The organism is Pedobacter sp. BG31 (genome assembly GCF_042464845.1).
Taxonomy (GTDB): Bacteria; Bacteroidota; Bacteroidia; order Sphingobacteriales; family Sphingobacteriaceae; genus Pedobacter; species Pedobacter suwonensis.
The window spans coordinates 35,352-53,694 of record NZ_JBHNZK010000017.1 but is presented as its reverse complement, the minus strand read 5'-3'; the positions used below and the strand labels follow the sequence as shown (position 1 = coordinate 53,694).

General features: G+C 41.7%; 19 protein-coding genes. 7 read left to right on the top strand and 12 right to left on the bottom strand.

What is annotated here, in order from left to right; genetic code table 11:
- Positions 1-109 precede the first annotated feature (109 nt).
- Positions 110-448 (bottom strand): DUF3253 domain-containing protein, encoded by a 339-nt coding sequence (locus ACFE6N_RS18440; RefSeq protein WP_378938839.1) that lies wholly within the window; start codon positions 446-448, stop codon positions 110-112.
- Between the two features lie 111 nt (positions 449-559).
- Between ACFE6N_RS18440 and ACFE6N_RS18435 the strand changes: the two genes are divergently transcribed.
- Entirely contained in the window at positions 560-1,630 is a 1,071-nt protein-coding gene (locus ACFE6N_RS18435; RefSeq protein WP_378938837.1) for a glycosyltransferase family 4 protein, read from the top strand.
- A gap of 1 nt (position 1,631) precedes the next feature.
- Positions 1,632-2,678, top strand: coding sequence for a glycosyltransferase (locus tag ACFE6N_RS18430; protein ID WP_378938835.1), 1,047 nt, complete (start codon positions 1,632-1,634; stop codon positions 2,676-2,678).
- Here the strand turns inward: ACFE6N_RS18430 and ACFE6N_RS18425 are convergent.
- Positions 2,675-3,496: a glycosyltransferase family 2 protein gene (locus tag ACFE6N_RS18425; RefSeq protein WP_378938833.1), complete on the bottom strand. Its 822-nt coding sequence runs from the start codon at positions 3,494-3,496 to the stop codon at positions 2,675-2,677. The genes ACFE6N_RS18430 and ACFE6N_RS18425 overlap by 4 nt on opposite strands.
- 237 nt (positions 3,497-3,733) lie before the next feature.
- Between ACFE6N_RS18425 and ACFE6N_RS18420 the strand changes: the two genes are divergently transcribed.
- Positions 3,734-4,528: a murein L,D-transpeptidase catalytic domain family protein gene (locus ACFE6N_RS18420; protein WP_378938831.1), complete on the top strand. Its 795-nt coding sequence runs from the start codon at positions 3,734-3,736 to the stop codon at positions 4,526-4,528.
- Here ACFE6N_RS18420 and ACFE6N_RS18415 read toward each other — a convergent pair.
- Positions 4,525-6,054, bottom strand: coding sequence for a L,D-transpeptidase family protein (locus ACFE6N_RS18415; protein WP_378938829.1), 1,530 nt, complete (start codon positions 6,052-6,054; stop codon positions 4,525-4,527). The two genes, ACFE6N_RS18420 and ACFE6N_RS18415, sit on opposite strands and share 4 nt — an antisense overlap.
- 425 nt (positions 6,055-6,479) lie before the next feature.
- Positions 6,480-7,379, bottom strand: coding sequence for an SDR family oxidoreductase (locus ACFE6N_RS18410; RefSeq protein ID WP_378938826.1), 900 nt, complete (start codon positions 7,377-7,379; stop codon positions 6,480-6,482).
- A 91-nt stretch (positions 7,380-7,470) separates the two neighbouring features.
- Here ACFE6N_RS18410 and ACFE6N_RS18405 point away from each other — a divergent pair, with 91 nt between their 5' ends.
- Positions 7,471-7,596 carry a hypothetical protein gene (locus ACFE6N_RS18405; RefSeq protein WP_378938824.1) on the top strand — a complete coding sequence of 42 codons (126 nt, stop codon included), beginning with the start codon at positions 7,471-7,473 and terminating at the stop codon, positions 7,594-7,596.
- 163 nt (positions 7,597-7,759) lie between these two features.
- Here ACFE6N_RS18405 and ACFE6N_RS18400 read toward each other — a convergent pair whose 3' ends face one another.
- A complete protein-coding gene (locus tag ACFE6N_RS18400) occupies positions 7,760-9,430 on the bottom strand; it encodes an alpha/beta fold hydrolase (protein ID WP_378938822.1) in 1,671 nt (556 codons plus the stop codon).
- 154 nt (positions 9,431-9,584) lie between these two features.
- On the opposite strand from ACFE6N_RS18400, the gene ACFE6N_RS18395 reads away from it, so the two are divergent.
- Positions 9,585-10,442, top strand: a complete 858-nt coding sequence (locus ACFE6N_RS18395; protein WP_378938820.1) for a helix-turn-helix domain-containing protein — start codon at positions 9,585-9,587, stop codon at positions 10,440-10,442.
- Between the two features lie 73 nt (positions 10,443-10,515).
- Positions 10,516-11,706 (top strand): FAD-dependent oxidoreductase, encoded by a 1,191-nt coding sequence (locus ACFE6N_RS18390; protein WP_378938818.1) that lies wholly within the window; start codon positions 10,516-10,518, stop codon positions 11,704-11,706.
- A gap of 181 nt (positions 11,707-11,887) precedes the next feature.
- Here the strand turns inward: ACFE6N_RS18390 and ACFE6N_RS18385 are convergent, their stop codons facing one another.
- Both ACFE6N_RS18385 and ACFE6N_RS18380 read right to left on the bottom strand, forming a co-directional pair.
- Positions 11,888-12,589: a type 1 glutamine amidotransferase domain-containing protein gene (locus tag ACFE6N_RS18385; protein WP_378938816.1), complete on the bottom strand. Its 702-nt coding sequence runs from the start codon at positions 12,587-12,589 to the stop codon at positions 11,888-11,890.
- A gap of 7 nt (positions 12,590-12,596) precedes the next feature.
- Entirely contained in the window at positions 12,597-12,740 is a 144-nt protein-coding gene (locus tag ACFE6N_RS18380; RefSeq protein ID WP_378938814.1) for a hypothetical protein, read from the bottom strand.
- A gap of 153 nt (positions 12,741-12,893) precedes the next feature.
- On the opposite strand from ACFE6N_RS18380, the gene ACFE6N_RS18375 reads away from it, so the two are divergent.
- Positions 12,894-13,784, top strand: a complete 891-nt coding sequence (locus tag ACFE6N_RS18375) for a GNAT family N-acetyltransferase (RefSeq protein ID WP_378938812.1) — start codon at positions 12,894-12,896, stop codon at positions 13,782-13,784.
- Between the two features lie 97 nt (positions 13,785-13,881).
- Here ACFE6N_RS18375 and ACFE6N_RS18370 read toward each other — a convergent pair whose 3' ends face one another.
- The 5 genes from ACFE6N_RS18370 to ACFE6N_RS18350 all read right to left on the bottom strand — a co-directional run bounded on the left by ACFE6N_RS18370 (position 13,882) and on the right by ACFE6N_RS18350 (position 18,343).
- Positions 13,882-14,535 carry a hypothetical protein gene (locus ACFE6N_RS18370; RefSeq protein WP_378938810.1) on the bottom strand — a complete coding sequence of 218 codons (654 nt, stop codon included), beginning with the start codon at positions 14,533-14,535 and terminating at the stop codon, positions 13,882-13,884.
- Between the two features lie 65 nt (positions 14,536-14,600).
- On the bottom strand, positions 14,601-14,765 hold the full coding sequence (locus ACFE6N_RS18365) for a hypothetical protein (protein WP_378938808.1): 165 nt from the start codon (positions 14,763-14,765) through the stop codon (positions 14,601-14,603).
- A 2-nt stretch (positions 14,766-14,767) separates the two neighbouring features.
- Positions 14,768-15,184, bottom strand: a complete 417-nt coding sequence (locus tag ACFE6N_RS18360; protein WP_378938806.1) for a Crp/Fnr family transcriptional regulator — start codon at positions 15,182-15,184, stop codon at positions 14,768-14,770.
- A gap of 176 nt (positions 15,185-15,360) precedes the next feature.
- On the bottom strand, positions 15,361-15,894 hold the full coding sequence (locus ACFE6N_RS18355) for a DUF3347 domain-containing protein (RefSeq protein ID WP_378938804.1): 534 nt from the start codon (positions 15,892-15,894) through the stop codon (positions 15,361-15,363).
- 1 nt (position 15,895) lies between these two features.
- Positions 15,896-18,343, bottom strand: a complete 2,448-nt coding sequence (locus ACFE6N_RS18350) for a zinc-dependent metalloprotease (RefSeq protein ID WP_378938802.1) — start codon at positions 18,341-18,343, stop codon at positions 15,896-15,898.

Sequence of the window (18,343 nt, the reverse complement as noted above, 5' to 3'; positions counted from 1 at the left end):
CCTCCGCGTAAAAGACACTCATTTATTCAAGTCAGGCTGGTGATTACCAATCCTGCAAATTATTGGATTGATTTAGAGAGAAGAATGATATCTCAATCAGGAAAAGGGTTCAACGCACCACTTGTTTAATTCGGACAGGTCCCTTAATCTTTTTAACATCTACTTCCTTACCTTTCTGGGTAATTGAAATTTTTCCATTATTGCAAAGGTCTATCGCCACCTCCATAACGGCCACCATTTGTTCCCTCCAGTGACCGGGGAAGAGCATTCTGGCAATTTCTGATGGGCAGGTGCTTTTATCAGCCCCCCGCTGCTCCGCAACAGCCAATATGCGTTCTGCTATTTCTTTCTTTCCTTGCATCACCACTAAAACGCAAGCCATCTCTAATTGGTTTTGAAGAATAACAGCACCAGACCAGTAAATGGTAAAACAACATGTTGTAGACACATTATCGAGATTTAAAATATACAAATTCACAGAATAAGCATTCGGCTTTAGAATTACTCAAAACTTTCAGCGTTTTATCAAGTTCTTATTGTAGCAACTTTAAAAATCCAAATGAATATCGGAATAATAGCACATCTAAAACATCCCATCCGCAAGCCATATATGGGCGGACTGGAGGCTTTCACTTACGAAATTACCAAAAGACTCATTGACAGGGGGCATACGGTTACCTTATATGCAAGCGAACTGAGCGATCCTGAGCTCAATGTTAATGTGATACTTACCGATGTGGATTACGACAGGGAAACGCTAAGCAGGTTCAGGGCTCATGAACTTAGTGAAGATTTTATATCTACACACCATGCTTATCTGGAACTGATGCAGGATATAGACGGTCGCAAACATGATGTGATCTTTAACAACAGCCTTAATTATGTTCCGCTTACCATGTCTACCATTACAACCACGCCAATGGTTACCGTACTACATACGCCTCCTATTTTTGAAATGAAGCGGGCCATGTTACAGGAACGTAAAACAGGACGAATACGTTACGTGAGTGTTTCTAAACCCAATGCACTTGCGTGGCAACCTTTTCTTAATCATTGTGAGGTGATTTGTAATGGTGTGGATATTTCATTATGGAAGTTTTATGCCAAACCTACTGGAAATTACGTGGTCTGGTTTGGAAGAATCCATCCTGATAAAGGCACACACATTGCTATACAAGCCGCAAAAATGGCAGGATATCCAATTAAACTGGCCGGCAGTATTGCCGATACACATTATTTTCAGACTTATGTTGAGCCGCTGATTGGTGAGGGCGTGGAACTGCTTGGAAACTGCAGCCATGAAACACTTAATGAATTAATAGGTAATGCCAGATGCGCGCTCATTACTCCTTGCTGGGATGAACCATTTGGTCTTGTTGTGGCAGAAAGCCTTGCCTGCGGTACACCCGTAGCGGGGATCTCGCGTGGAGCGCTTCCCTATCTGGTAACTGCCGGAACGGGTTGTTTAACGAGCAGCAACGATCCTGAAGAACTGGCAAACTGCATAACCAAGGCTGTCGATATGGATCGGGCAACCTGCCGACGCCAGGCAGAAGAAAACCTGGATATCGAACGGATGATCGATGCTTACGAAACATTGTTAACGGAAACCGTAAAAAGCGTAGCCTGATATGGAAATCGCTTTTTACGTCCATCACCATGGATCAGGCCATTTGATGCGGTGCCTGGCGATTGCCTCTGCACTTAAAAATTGTCACATCACTTTTTTGGGAAGCAGGCTTGAACAGTATAGATCACTGATTCCTAATAACATAAAGCTCATTTCCCTACCGATGGATACGCCTGGCGATCAGGATCTTGACGTTGTGAATCAAAGTCCGGACGGGCTGCATTATGCACCACTAAATGTTAACGGACAACTGCAACGGGTAAACACAATCACCAGTTTTTTGGCCAGTAATCCCAATTTGCTGTTTATTGTAGATGTCTCGGTTGAAGTGGCTATGCTGTCGAAGCTCTGCGGCGTACCCACAATCGTGGTTAGGCAGCATGGCCTGCGAGATGATTTACCACATCAAATCTGCTACCGCAATGCGATTGGATTATTAGCCCCGTTTGATGAGCGGATGTCTGGCCAGGTGCCGGAATGGATCAGCAACAAAACCTTTTACACTGGCGGGCTTAGCCGGTTTGCACCAAGTGCAGATTTGTCTGATGCCAGCAAACGGAATGTAGCCGTACTGATCGGAAGTGGTGGCACAAGTATAAACAATGATTTTTTGGAACATCTGTCTGTTCAATGCCCGCGATGGATATTCCATATTGTAGGCAATATCCACAGTTCGAAAAACATCAATAATTTACATTTCTACGGAAAGCTGGAAGATCCCCGCACTGTTCTGGCAAACTGCTGCCTTGTAATAGGCAATGCCGGCCATAACACGGTGATGGAATGTGCTTCGCTCAACAAACGTTTCATTGCCATATCCGAAGAACGTCCGTTTAAAGAACAGGAAGAAAAAGCACGTATTATCGAAGACCTTGCGCTCGCAGTACACATCCCCGCCTCTGAAATATTCCGTGTTGATTGGGAAGAAATACTTGAAAACTATTTAGCCAGTCGCCCCAACTGGAATGGATTAATCAGCAGTGATGCAGCTGAACGTGCTGCAGCCTATTTAATGCATACTCACCGCACTGTTTTTCAGCACAATTAAGTTAATTTAAGCGCAGTTTCAATTTCCGGGGCTGAAGGCATGCGCTTTAATTCAAGACTATCTTTAGACCATCTAATTAATCCTGCGCGTTCAAACTTGCTTAGCCAGCCCTCCATAGGCCAGAGACCCCATTTTTCCCGAAAAGCCCTTGCATTACTGATGATGTCTAAAAGATGGTTCATTGGAGGGTCGTAACTTGGATGATATTGATGGAAGGCTGTTGCGCTTATAGTAATCATCGGTATTGCTTTTGCTTTAGCGGAAAAAGCGAAGTCGGTATCTTCTGCCCCATAACCGATAAACAGCTCATCAAATCCGCCAATTTCCTTAAAAGTGGTTTTCCTACAGCCAAAATTAAGCGACCAAAAAAGTTCATAAGGATATTGATCAATATTTTCACGTATGGGATCTGCTATGCTATATTCCATCAGACGTTCGAAAAGGTCATTTTTTTCCATCGCCTTAGCGGTTAAATAACGTACACGACCGGAAATAAGTGAATCGGCGCTGGCAAAAGCTTCAATATAAAGAGAAAGAAAATCTGGTGCCGGGATACAGTCAGCATCGAGAAATATTACCTGATCACAAGATGCTAATGAAACCGCAGCATTTCTTGCCGCCGCCAGCGGTAGTTGATGCACACTGTTCACCACTTGCTGTTTGACAGGAAAAGTTGAGGATGGCATTTGATAGGGTTCCTCATTCATATGTATAACTACGAGTTCAATGGGTTTTGGTGTGCAGCGTTCCAATCCACGAACCATATTAACGAGCGCAGTACGTCGGTTTTTAACAATCGTAACCAGTGAAATATCCATATGATAGTTAACCATTACGAAGGTCAAAAAGTTTAGCAGAATCTGGTCGTAAACATTATTTAAATAATAGACAGGAGGTATTTTAACACACCAGACCGATTTTTATCATCATCATATGATTGTCAGCATTTTGCTTATTTTGGTAAATCACTTACCAATGTCGTATATTTGTTACATATCAAATCCAAACAGCCTATAGCAAAAAAGCCCTACTTAAATCATTTCAACTAGTTATCTATGAGAAAATATATTCTGGGCATCTTCTGCATCATTTTATCATTAAGCTTTTTCTTATTGGCTACAAGTGGTAAAAAAACAGGGCATCTAAAAACTGTTGCCAGGGTTTCAACCCCAATTAAACCGAGTTATGCTGCGTATGCAAAATCACTTTATAACCAGGTTCATTTAAAGGATTCTGGTTTGACCTACCCTGTTTTTGAGAAAGCACTTACAGGATATTATAACCTTAAGGAAGCTGGTAGATTGTCTGAGCATGCACTTTTAAGTATTGCAGATTTTGATCAAAAAAGCACCAGAAAAAGGCTTTATGTGTTAGACTTAAGTAAAAAGCAAATTGTATTAAATACATGGGTGGCACATGGGCAGCGCAGTGGTGAAGATGAAACGGTAACATTTTCCAACCAAAACGATTCGTATAGCAGCAGTATCGGCTTTTACGTTACCGGTGAAGAATACGTAGGCGCCCATGGAAGATCGCTTCGCTTAGATGGTATGGATGCGGGCTATAATGATAATGCCAGGATGCGTTCCATTGTTATTCACGGTGCACCATATGTAAGCCAGGGTACCATTGAGGCCTTAGGGCGTTTAGGCCGCAGCCAGGGTTGTCCGGCGGTGAATCCTAAACTATCCGATCAATTGATCAGTGCAATGGGTGAAGGAAGTGTGCTTTTTATCAATAAAAGTGCAGAAAAATATGCTTCCCGTTACCTGGATGAAAAGCAGGCCGCACTGGCTGCGCTACCAGCCCTGAACAATAATACTGATCAGGGCCAGTTCCACATGGACTAAGCCTTATTCAAGTGCGTATAAAGTACAGCATCCTGACCATAAATATCGTTGGCAAACATCAGCTTACCGCTATTTGAATCTTTCCAGCAGGTAAAGTAGACCAGGTATACCGCAACCTGTTTGGGAAGAGAAATGTTTTCTGCTTTTGGATCTTTGCTTTGCATACCTTCTTTAATTTTATCGAATTTTCCGCCTGGGCCAAAAAGCACCCTGGCAAGTTCCAGAGGTTTTTCCAGCCTGACACAACCGTGGCTTACCGCCCTCACAGCCAGGTTAAAGGCAGCTTGGGCCGGTGTATCATGCAGGTAGACACTGCTTTGATTATTAAAAAGAAATTTGATTTTACCCAACGAATTGTCGGCGCCCGGCTGCTGCTTGAAGGTATAGGTTTTTCCTACATCAGGTGCAGACCAGTCGATAGTTTCCGTATCCTCAACCTTTTTTCCTTTATAAAAAACATCAATATTTTTGTTGCTTAAATAATAACGGTCTTGAGAGGCATACTTCACAATTTCATTACTGGCTATACTTTCAGGGATATTCCAAACCGGATTAACCTGCACACTATGAATCATACTTTTCAGTTGAGGAGTTTCCCGGTTAAATGCACGGTCTTTTTTCAGGTCATTTTCATCATATTCAGTTAAAGAGGTTGACTTTCCGGTATTGCGACCTTCCCCCACACATACTTTCATGCTTAAAACCGGTTTTTGTTTTTCCATTACCTGAAGTTCAAAAGCCGGGATATTTACCCATACATATCTATCTTCCTGTTGGGCAGTGTGCCATCTCAGGCGTTCCATATTTACTTCTATAATTCGCTTCGTTTCTTCAGCAGAATGACCAGGAGCGGTAATTTTTTGACTCAGCGCAGTCTGGAGCATTTTATAGGCTTCAGATTTGGGTTGGATACTATCTAAAAAAGCTGTGATGTTACTGGTTTGATATGGCTTTTTAAACGAAATGGAATCTGGTCTGAGTACCTTGGTGTAAAATTGTGCAAATATTTTTCTGGGGCTTACTATTCCATATTGCATAGCCGCCGCATAATCGGTAATAGCGCCACATGCAATCAATTCGAGATCAATAACCGCATCATAAGCTTTATCAATCGTATTAACCTCTGTTTTGGAGTAAATTTTCTCTAACGCGGCGTTTAATTTAGCGGCCTGGAAGTTTTCAGCCGAAAGACCGTGTTCTTCTGCCGCACTAATCTTTTTCGCTGCATTTTTTAATCCACTGTCGGGAAGAAATTTAGCAATTAAAACCGGTTGGTAATCTGCCTGCTCATAAATTTGTTCCGTAAATTTTGGGTTCGACATCGATTTCCCTCTTTTGCTTAACGCCGCTTTCAATTTATCGCTCAACACCTCAGCATCGAGGTCTTTATATAATTTAATGCCGGTAATTTTGGTTAGTTCGGCACCAGTTTTTGATTTAGGCTTATTACAGGCCTCCATTAGTATCAAACATGGTAAAAGCATCAATAGGCTTCTCAAAAGTTTAGGTACATGTGTATTATTCATGCTCATATAATTCGTTTTTCGTCAAATTGTTTTTACAAACCAGATAATCACCTGTTAATTAATAATTTATTTTTTTTTAAGAAATTAAGATTAAGACGTTTACAAAAGCGCGGCATTCCACTTCTGATAAAATGTATTTGGGAGAAAATAAGTTTGTAACTTAAATTGTTCAGGCTGAGCCAGGCCCATACTAGGCTTAACGAAATCAAAACCTCTTAAAACATTTTAAAAAAATTGCTCTAAGCGACCATTGACAGCCCCAACAAAAGAATCGTCATCTCCGTAGCAACGCGAAGTGGAAAGATCTTTGGATTAAGTGGCCGAAATCAAATTAAAAGATCTCTCCAATGCGGTAGAGATGACGATCATATCATTTACATTAATGTTTATGCAATAATTTATCCCTCAGGATGAGCATTGATTGATTAAGGATGCCCGCTTCCACCAGCGGCACCGTAAATCTGTCCGGTTGCGTAACTTGCGCTATCATCTGCCAATTGCACATAAATTGATGCCAACTCTGCTGGCTGGCCTGGCCGCGCCAAAGGTGTTTGTTCGCCAAACTTTTCAATTGCATCCTGTGGTTGGCCGCCACTGGTTTGCAGCGGAGTCCATACGGGGCCCGGTGCTACGCCATTTACACGAATGCCTTTAGGGCCAAGTTGTTTTGATAAAGATTTTACGAAAGCCACATTGGCTGCTTTTGTCTGTGCATAGTCAAAGAGGTTTTCTGAAGGGTCGTATGCCTGTACTGAACTGGTTGATATAATCACCGATCCAGGTTTTAAATGTGGTAATGCAGCTTTGGTAATCCAGAACGGAGCGTAAATATTGGTTTTCATCGTGGCATCAAATTGCTCTTCACTTAATTCGGAAAGTGAGTCAACCGCCTGTTGTTTACCAGCGTTATTTACCAATATATCCAGACCGCCCAGTTTTTCTACCGCGTCATTGACCAATTGCTTGCAAAATTCGCTGCTGGTAATATCACCAGGGATAGCGTATGCTTTTTGCCCGGCATCGGTAATAAGCTGAACTACTTCATCGGCATCAGTCTGCTCTTCAGGCAGGTAATTGATTACCACATCAGCACCTTCACGTGCATAGGCTATGGCTGCTGCCCGGCCAATACCAGAATCTCCGCCTGTGATTAAAGCTTTTCTGCCCTTCAACCTGCCCGAACCACGGTAACTTTCCTCACCATGATCTGGCTGAGGGCTCATTTTACTGGCCAGCCCGGGAGGTTGCTGTGGCTGGCGCTGAAAAGGAGGTTTAGGATATTGCTCCAACGGATTCTTCAATGTTGTATTTTGTTCATTTTTCATAGTAAAATATTTTGATGTTTGCTTAAAGCAACAAGGCTAAAATGGCCTTTGTTCAAATTATTTTCATTTAAGTTCGTTAATCCTGTGAAGAATGGACTTAATAGTTACCACTGTAAACGTTTTCCTGCCCGATAATAACCTGCACCATCGGATTTTTAGCGAACTGCCCGGCGTGATCCCTGTTGTTGTTCAGGTAGCGGAAAAAAAAGCCTGGTAAACCTGCGTAATTTGATAATCAAGATGTTGTTTTTGCCACATCAGAGTATTGGGTTTTACACTAGTTTCCTATAGTTCTCCTCTATACCTAACTGTGCTTCTTTGTACATGAAAACAAAATACAAAAAGCCAATAACTGCATTTTAATGACCAATCAATTGATATTACTTATCCTTTTTGAACGAAAGAGCTAAAAAGTTAAAAATAAGTCTGTTCAAGTAATCTGGTCGCTCAAATGGCACATAATGTGTGGCATTCGGCACGATTTCCAGCTGGGATTTAGCAATGCTGGCTGCAATGAGCTTAGTATGCTCGGCTTTAATTACATCGTTACTTCCAGCAACAACTAATACAGGATTTTCGATTTGCTGCAATTGTTCAGGAGTCATGTTAGGTTGCGCCAACATTAGCTGAATCAATCTGGGGTTTTGACCTGGGGCTTTCGCCAGTAACTGATGTTTAAAAGAGGCCATCAAACTATCTGAAACACCAGACGGATAAAGGTTGGCGCCTATGGTTACCATTTTGCTGACCATATCCGGATGTGCCAGATTAAAACTTAATGCGGTATTCCCTCCATCGCTCCAGCCAATGATATTCACTTTTTTTAAATCCAACGCGGTAAGCACTTTGTGTAAATCGTTAGCAAATTTGTCATAACTATATGGCTCTTCAGATAAATCAGAACTTCTTCCCTGGCTTCTGGTATCAATGGCGATAACCCTGAAGTGCTTTGCAAAAAAGGGTATTTGACGATAAAAATCTGCTATGCTTCCATTATTTCCATGTAAAAGTATCAACGGTTCTCCTTTACCATACTGTTCAGTGTAAATTCTTGCATCGCCAAGATCAATATAACTACCTCTATTCCTTCCGTAGCCGCTTTTAATGGATTCCTGCCTGTGCTGATAGTAATCTGCTAACATCGCAATATCCGGACTGTTATCAGCCAATGAATTTCCCTGCCGCTTTAGGTTTTCCCCTCCTTTCTGGTATCGGATATCCAGATTAGCAATAAACGTTCCCGCACTGGTTTCCCAGTTTCCCTGTTTTTGATATCGGAAAAGAAGATCCTTAGCCAGGGTCTTTTTTGCTGAAACCCCAAAACTAAAATTTCCACTACTGTCTGGCACATAATCAACAAGCTGCAGGGTTACGGCAATCTGATCCAAACCGTCAAAATTCAGATGATATGGTGCAAGATCTATTTTTTGCCAGCCTACAGAAGTAGTCCGATAGGTAATAAGTTTTCTTAAAAGATTGCTGTCTGGTAAATTATTTTTTACCGCATATAGATTAAACTTTAAGGTAATAGAAGCGTATTTTGAGCTGGGGATAATGTAAAAGTTATAAGCTTTAAGTACAGTCTGATTATAGATCTCAAAAATATTTCCCTGTTCAATACTTGGAACATTTTTGTCAAACATTCTGGAAAAAGTTATCATCGGTCTGGATCGCTGCCCTATAAGCTGCTCCTTCATTTTGTTCCCTTTTATAACCACTTCAGCCATATCAAAAACCTTTTCTTTAAGGGTAACCAACATCCCGGGTTTGAGTTCTGAACGCACAACTTGCCGGTCATTAAAACCAACGGCGCTGAAGATTACAGGACTTTGTGCTAAGCTATCCGGGATAACCAGTTTAAACATACCGTCGCTACTGGCTACAGTACCGACTTTACTATTTTTAATACCTATTGAGCAATGCGGAACGGGTTGCTGGTTGGAATCTTTTACAACACCGGTTAATATGTATTGTGCGTTTGCATTAATGAAGATAAACAGCGCTAGCAACGTGAAATATAGTTTTTTTAAAAGATGTATTGTTATTTCCATATTAACGAGATGATAAACCAATCAGATTGGTTGCATCAATACACCTAAAAAATAACTTCACCCGATGGATTCCACAACATTTACCTATACCAATCAACAATGCCAGCATAAAGCTTTTGATCTAAATTTCTAATATCTTTGTTTTATTCTGGCTATGGCAAAAAAAGCACAAGACATCCCGGTTAACGTTTTACCAAATGGCACCAGCCGGGGCATCATGATGTTAAGAAAACACTTTGATGGGTCCCCTGACAATGAGCAGGTTAGCAGGCCCCATCGTGATGATGGCTATACCTTTATATTGCAGGAAAAAGGAATCACCAATATTGAGATAGATTTTCAAATCTACAGCATTCAGGCTCCGGCAATCATCTACCTCCATCCGAGTCAGGTTCACCGACTCATCGCATTTGAAAAAGCCGAACTCAGTACCTGGATTATTGCGGAGGAAAACCTCCATCCTAAGTACCTAAGGATTTTAAACGAGCTGATGCCGGCAAGTGCATTAGCGCTGAGCAATGAAACACTTGCCATTTTTTTGCAGGTGGCTAGTCTATCTCATAACCTTTACACGAAGCCTGACGAAAACTTATACCGTTCCACACTGATAGAGAGCATTAATAGCCTGGCCGCACTCACCAGCTCACTATATCAGGCCCAATCCAGCCTTACTGAAAACCGCACCAGGTTTAATATCGTAGCCAGAGCCTTCAGAAAGGAATTAGATCTTCGTTACAAAACCGTAAAGCGTCCGGCATTGTATGCAGATTTCCTAAACATCTCTGTTTCATATCTCAATGAATGTGTAAAGACTGCTACAGGGCAATCGCTTTCAAACAATATCCAACAACGCGTAATGCTGGAAGCTAAAAGGCTTCTTTATCATTCAGACAAATCAGTAAAAGAAATCGCAAATGAACTCGGTTATGATGATTATTCCTATTTCATAAGGCTGTTTGTAAAAGTAACCGGATCAAAACCGTTATACTTCCGGAATAAAAACCGCGAATAGTCCTATACTTACGCCGTATAGACATTCTTTAAACGCATTACATGACGTTCCTTTGTGCTGTTAAACAAGCCATATGGAAACTTCAAAAAAAATAAATTTAATAACCGGACTCGATATCGCAATTGTTGGTGGAGGACCTGGCGGACTCGCCCTTGCGCGATTATTACAGCTTAAAGGTGCTCGTGTGAAAGTATATGAAAGAGATCTTAATCAAAAGGCACGCGTACAGGGTGCAATTGTGGACCTGCACTATCATTCAGGACTGAAAGTGCTTGAAGCAGCGGGACTGATGGATGCATTTAAGGCCCGGTATATGCGCGGGGCAGACAGCTTCAGGTTAGTAGATGAAAACGCGAATGTATTAGCGGATGATTATTTTCAAAGTGGCCGATATACGTTCGGCGACGAACATTTTCGTCCCGAAATTGACAGGGGTGCCCTTAGGGATATCCTGATCGATTCGTTACTACCGGGTACGGTGGTCTGGGACAGTCAGCTGATTCACCTGTCTCTCAGGGGCGGCCGATGGGAAATGCAATTCAAAAATGGCACTCATGCCAGCTCGGATCTGGTCATCGGCTGTGACGGGCATCGCTCCAGGGTCAGGGAATACCTAACAGATATCCAGTCAGTGTATTCGGGTGCCAGCATCATTCAGGGAGAGATTGATGCCCCCCAAACAGCTTGTTCTGAACTGTACTCCATGATCAACAATGGAAGCCTTATGGCAGCAGGACAGGGAAAGATGCTGATGGTACAGCCAAGGGGCGACGGCGGCCTGACCTTCTATGCAGCATCAATGTACCCGGAAAACTGGGAAAAAGTTAGTGGTATAGATTTCCGTATTCCGAGGGAAGTATGTGATTATCTCGATAATTTTTATGATGGCTGGCATCTGGCATTTCATACAATGTTTAGCGCCTGTAAACACTTCACTTACCGTCCACTCCATTACCATCCGTTACCACTACGTTGGCAAACCAGACCAAACATGACAGTTTTGGGAGATGCCGCTCATCTGATGCCGCCAAACGGCGAAGGTGTAAATCTGGCGATGCTGGATGCACTTGACCTCAGCGATTGCCTGACCAACAGCGCGTATCAAAATATTGAAGACGCATTAATGGCTTATGAAAAATTGATGTTTGCAAGAGCTTTACCTATCTGCTGGGAGACCGTAGAAGGCATTAAGGATTTTGCTTCACCCGGCAAAGAATCTATCCGTAAACTCATACAGATTTTTGGGAATGATGAAAACATTTGAGATAAAACATGGTGAAAATGCAAAAATGTCCTGGTGTTATTCCCCATTTAAAATGATAATGTTAACACCGCCATCATGAGATAGCGGTGTTATTAACCTAATCAGATTAAGCCGAAAGTGAACCCAACCTTATTAAAGGTTCGGACTGCATGTTACTAGAATATAAACTGATATAATTCAACTAATTATTCGCCTTTTCGATCTGATTTAACATATCGATAAGTGCTTTCGCCACCGGACCAGCTGACAAGGGATTTTGACCGGTAATGAGTAAACCATCCTTTTCCACATGGGATAAAAATGGCACAAGGGCGGTTTTCACCATTGCACCAAACTCTTCCAGCCTGGTTTGAAGCAGATAGGGTACATTACCACTTCGGCCCACCAAAGTTTCCTCGGCATTACTGAAAGCAGAGATGATTTTTCCCTTTAAAAAACCCGGACGTTGCCCTTCAGCACTGATCAATGCCGCTGGTCCATGACATACTGCAGCAACCGGTTTATCAGCATCCAGGAAATCCAGGATTAAAATTCCGCTGTTATTGTCTTTTGCAAGATCCCATATTGGGCCATGGCCTCCAGGATAGAAAACCGCATCGTAATCATCAGACCTGATCTGATCTAAAACCTGGGTGTGTGAAAAGGCCGCTTTCGCTGCCTCATCGTCATTGTACCTACGGTTAGCGCCGGTTACATGTTCAGTTAATTCACTCATCGGATCTACAGGAGGCCTCCCTCCTTTCGGACTGGCTAACGTTACCTGATAACCTGCATCTATAAATTCATAATAGGGATCTGTAAACTCACCCAACCAAACACCTGTTTTTCCATCAGTATTTTCCATCCCGCTATGTGATGTTAATACCATCAATATCTTCTTCATAAAAGTCTTATTTAATATCATCAGGTTCTAGTTCATTTCCTTCCTCATCAACACGCTGGTGTTCGTTCCAGTTTGAATTCTGGTCGGTTTTATCCTGCTGCTCCACATTTTCCTCCTGTGGTTGCAATTCCTTTTCTTTAGGGTCTGCCATAACAATGATTTTAGTTTAAATAACAACAGCGTCGGACAGAAATAGTTCAGTAAAATGAATAATATGCGTAAATTCCAGGTTGCTTAACCCCACAGCCTGTTATTTATAATTGATTAAAAATTAATAACCTATATTTATCTTAAGAGACTTATCATGATCAAAAAAGAAATTTTAATAGACAGGCTGATATTGCGTGAACTGGAGACACATGACCATTCGTTTATCTTTCAGCTGGTTAATTCTGCAGGCTGGCTGGAATTTATTGGCGACAGGAAGATAAAGACAGATGAAGATGCGCTGGCCTATGTTGAAAAGATCATAGCTAATCCCTTAGTCAAATATTGGATAGTGAAACTGAAGGCAAATGATCTGCCGCTGGGAATTATCACACTTATTAAAAGAGACGATCTGAAATATTATGATATTGGTTTTGCATTTTTACCGGGCCATACAGGAGTAGGATATGCCTATGAAGCTACAAGCGCCGTACTTGATATGCTTCCGGATTCGATTCTGACAAATAAAATACTGGCCATTACAACAGCGCGAAACAGCCGCTCAGTAAAGCTACTGGAAAAATTGAAATTTAAATATGAGCGCCAGGTGGACATTGCAGGAAAAACGATGTTGCAATATGCTTTAAGCGCAGATGAGATACAGATCGGCAAAATTACCCGTTCGTTTTTTAAACTATTTGATAATACTTTGAATGAACCTGATTTTGAACCGGTTTATCAGCTATGCACTACTTCTGCAAGCATCATCAGAAAATCTGCTATCCATGCAGATGTTTACGGGCTGGAATCTTTTATTGAACCACGAAGAAAAATATTAACAGATGGTACATTACAACAATTCACAGAATTCGAAACAGATGAAGAAACCAGGATTATCGGAAATATCGCGCAGCGATACTCAAAATACCGCAAACATGGAATGCTAAACGGCGTTTATTTTGAGGGCCGCGGGCATAAGTTCTTTCATTTTATTAAAGAGGCAGGCGAATGGAAAATTGCACACGTTATCTGGGAGGATGAAGTTTAGATCTAAATAAGAAAGCTATAAATGTATCCAATTTCCAAAACCAGTTCCAGCTACTTTTGAGCCTAACCGGGAGGTATCGGATATTGCTGATTTTAAATCATTGCGTTTTCCTGATCAGTAAACGATAAATGGCCAGGCAACCCGGAATCATCGGAAGAATTGCGGTCCACATGCCCGGAAAGTAATACTGCCCGGTGGTTTTAACACAAAAATTGGGCATCGTCGGGATTGTGGTACCTTTAATTGATGCTGTCAATGAATGCGGATCATGTGGAAGCAATTCAGGGGAAATCAGCGGAAAAATAAAATGGGTAAATTCTGCTACACCCAGACCGATAAATATAAACCAGGCTACAAATCCGGCAATCGGTACTTTATAATACAGCCCAAGTGAAGTAAGGGTATAAATAACCGGACCGATTAGCGCAAACACCATCAAAAAACTCCTTTCGCTCCATGGAATACCAAATAGCCTGCTCATGGCCGGCGCAAAGCCCATGAGGTATTCCTCAACAATGTGAATCTGTAAAGCAGCAACGGTAAGGATAAAAAGCGGTAGGATAATGTTGGGTTCCACCGGCTTTTTCAGATACGTAAAATACCAGCAGCACAGGCCAACAAGTGCCGAGCCTCCTACAATGATAACAGGCGGAAGCCCGATAGTATGGTATCCTATAATGGGTGCTACAACCGTAAACGTACAGGCTGCCATAAAGCTTAACTTTTGGGATAATGATAACGGATTTTTCATAACAGATGAATTTTAACCCGAAAGTACAACCCTGTCACGCCCCTGCATTTATCATATGATAAAAACTATTTCATAGCCCTGATTCTGCTTAACGATACCTGTGTAATACCGAGGTAAGAAGCCAGATCGGCCAGACTGATGCGTTGCAAAAGTGGTCCGTGTGCTTGAAGAAATTTATGGTAAGCGATCTGAGCTTTTTCTTCAAGGGTACCGCCAATTCTTTCCATCATATTCACCGCAGCAATTGCGAGAAGTTTCCGGTAAAAGGTTTCCATGGAATGATACCGCAAAGCATTTCCATGTCATCGTAATTGAGACAGGTAATCTCAGTATCTTCAAGCGCCTGTACAGCATAGGCAGAAGGCCGTTGAGCTAAAAAACTGTCAAGAACCGTAAACATACTTCCTTCTGCGAAAAAGCGCATAATAAATTCCCGGGTATGGGTATAAAAGAAAGTTTTAACCAAGCCGCTGTCTATAAAGTAAATCCGCTTACATACCGTCCCGGTTTCGAGGATCAGCTCTCCTTTACGATATTTCTTTTGATAAAGTTTTGATCGCATACTTTCGTTTGCTTCGCTTTCGAGAGGGGAAAGTGATGAGACAAAAGCTAAAAAGTTAGTTGCATCGGCAAAGTGATCGGTGATCATGACCACAAATTACAAAAATAGCGGTAAAATCTGGTTCAACATTATATTTAAATCTGCAAGAAATGAAATAACCGGTTTGATCTGATGGAAGTAATAATGATAACCTTTTTAATAAAAAAAAGCTGCGGGAAACCTCCGTAATCCCACAGCCGTCATTGACTAACTAAATTGTCTTTTTATTTCTCCCCTATTACTTCCCCGCAGGTTAGCATATTTTTTGGGTAATAAGGATTTTCAATTTTCTTGTCGTTACTTACCCAGGTCACACCTGTCATTGGGCATTTCTGCTGGTAAACGGTTGTGTTTTCTGGTTTCAACTTATCAATGATTACCCAAAGCTGTTCAGATAACTTTTCCATAATTTTTCGCTGCTCATCCAACGATAAAGACGCAGCGATTTGATCAGCCAATGCTTTAATGCTTATACGGGTAGTTGTGGCCACGTTCATTTGCTGCAAAGTGAGCTTTTTAAATTTGAACTGACCAAGTGCTGCTGAAAATTCAGTAGCGGAACCAGCCGTTTTTTTGGCGTCGGAAATCACCAAACCGTCCTTTATACCTAAGTAACTGGCAATAATAGTATTTTTTTGTGTTTCCCTTTGCTTCACCAATTCGGGTGTTACTTCCTGCGAAGACGTTTTCACCTGTGCTTTTGCGTTAAAAATCAAGCCAGTTACTACCATAACCGCGGCTAATGTATATTTTTTCATATTAAGGGTTTAAAGTTGTTTTTTTGATAATTTTATCGGCTTCTGTTTGCATATCTGCCAGATGTGTTGCTTCAATCCCTGTAGCCTGGGGCATTAACGCGGTAATTTTTTTTCTGATTGCATGAATATGGGCAATGGCTTCGAGCCTTACATCACTACGCTGCGCACTGCTCATCATCTTGCCATCTGCAACATCTTTTGGATTAATCAACATGCCCACCTTTTCCAGATAGGAACGCTGCAGGCTTCTTAAGTAGAAATCCTGTAAAGGTTGATTGGATTCCTTTTTCCATACCAAAGGCAGCAGATCATTTAGAAACTCGCTTACCGGATAAGGATCTTTTGCATTTAAAGCTTTCTGACTCAGGTTGAACAATAAACCCTGACTTAAGAAAATATTCAACATCTGCGTTTGCTGATCGGAAATATCTTCCATTGGCTTCAGGTTGATATAATCGGAAATTTCTTTCGGATATAACCATAGTGGAGCGTCAAATACCTGGCGACCAACATAGTCAACCGCATTTTTAACCTTTTGCTTTGGGATTTCTGCATATACCACACCTTTTTCATCCACGCTTCTTTTGGTTACGTATCGGTTGCCCACGCTTTTGAGCACATGGTAAAGGTAGCGGCTATACTGGGCAACAACTCCCTTGTGCAATTCTGCTAAATTATCATATTGATCGCCAGACTCATAAGTCCACTGTTTCAGATTAGCAACCACGCGTTTGAGGTTTTTTATCCCATAATCGCTTGCGGCAACAGCATCATCACCTAAATCTTCAGACTGACTCCTCGGATCTTCATCCTTTCCTTCTCCGCCAAACCATAATCTCGGGTTTTTAGTCAGCGTATCGGTCGTCATTTTACTAAGTAGTTTTTCTTCGGCAAATTCATCCTTTTCACCGTCGAAATAGCGGTAACCCCAGTTGATCGCCCATTCATCATAAATACCAATTCTCGGATAAATGCCTTTTGGCCCGATGTGATCTTCTGGTTGTGCCACGTAATTAAAACGTGCATAATCCATTATGGAAACCGTATGTCCGTTTTTCTCTACCCAGGCCTTATCCCGCAATTTTTCAACTGGCGTTTGGCTGCTGGCGCCCATGTTATGCCGAAGTCCTAACGTATGCCCCAGCTCGTGCGAAGAAACAAAACGGATCAATTGTCCCATTAGCTCATCATCGAACTGCATTTTTTGTGCCCGCTTATCCAGCGGACCAGCTTGTATCATGTACCAGTTGTGCACCAGCTTCATTACATTATGATACCAGCCAACATGGCTTTCCATAATTTCGCCGCTGCGTGGGTCACTGATTCGCGGTCCATAAGCATTTGGCGTTTCTGAAGCATAGTAACGGATAACAGAGAATCGGGCATCTTCCAAACTCATGGTGGTATCGGCCTCAGGCCATTCCTTACCTATTATTGCATTTTTAAAGCCAGCCTGCTCAAAAGCTTTCTGCCAATCGTTTATTCCGGCAATAAGATAAGGGCGCCATTTTTTTGGCGTAGCCGGATCGATGTAATAAACAATTTGCTTTTTGGGTTCAACCAGAATACCTTTTTTGTATTTTGCCAGGTCTTCCTTTTTAGGTTCTAAACGGTAGCGTTGTACAATGTATTTGGTTTGTGTGCGCTGATAATCTTCATCAAAAAGAATATATTTATTAGCAAAAAAGCCAACTCTTTCATCCAAAAGACGTTTGCGCATCGGCACTTTCGGCAATAGAATAATCGAAGTATTTAACCTCAAAGTAGTAGCACCGGTTATGGCGCCAACCGTAAAACCCAGACCAGAGGTTGCATAGGTTTTAGTGGTTTTGATTTCTGTATTGATTGGATAGCAGGAAATGCGCTCGATAAAAGACCGGTCATCTGCCAGGGCACTTAGCTTTTTTTCACTTTTTTCTTCTGCAGGGATGGCTACAACCGAGACATCTTTTTTGAAGAAATCGGTAACATCAATTACATAATTTCCTGTTAAAGGGTTTTTAGCTTTGATATCGAAACTGGCAATAATCGGGCTCTCCTGCGACTGCATTACTGCCTGAAAAATAGGCCCTTCTGTAGTTTTACTTTCCTGGCGGTAAACAACCCCTTTTAAAAAGAGGTTGTTATTATTTCCTTTTTGAAAAAATAAGGTTTGTTCATTTACTTTTTCACCACCGAAACTTCCATAACCCTGCGGAGTAGTCACATACCGTGTTACGGCCAACAGGTATCTTCCAAGCAAAGTATCAGGCACTTCAAAATACCATTTTTGATCTACCTGGCGAACATTAAAAAGTCCGTTCTGGGCAATAGCAGTTGAAGGAATAACTTTACTATAATCTAAAGGCGCTTTTTTAGCTGCGCTATCTGCTTTAACCATAGGTTTTTGAGCAAATGCTGTAATAGAGAGTGTATAGGCGAGTGGAAATAAAATTTGTTTAAAATTCAT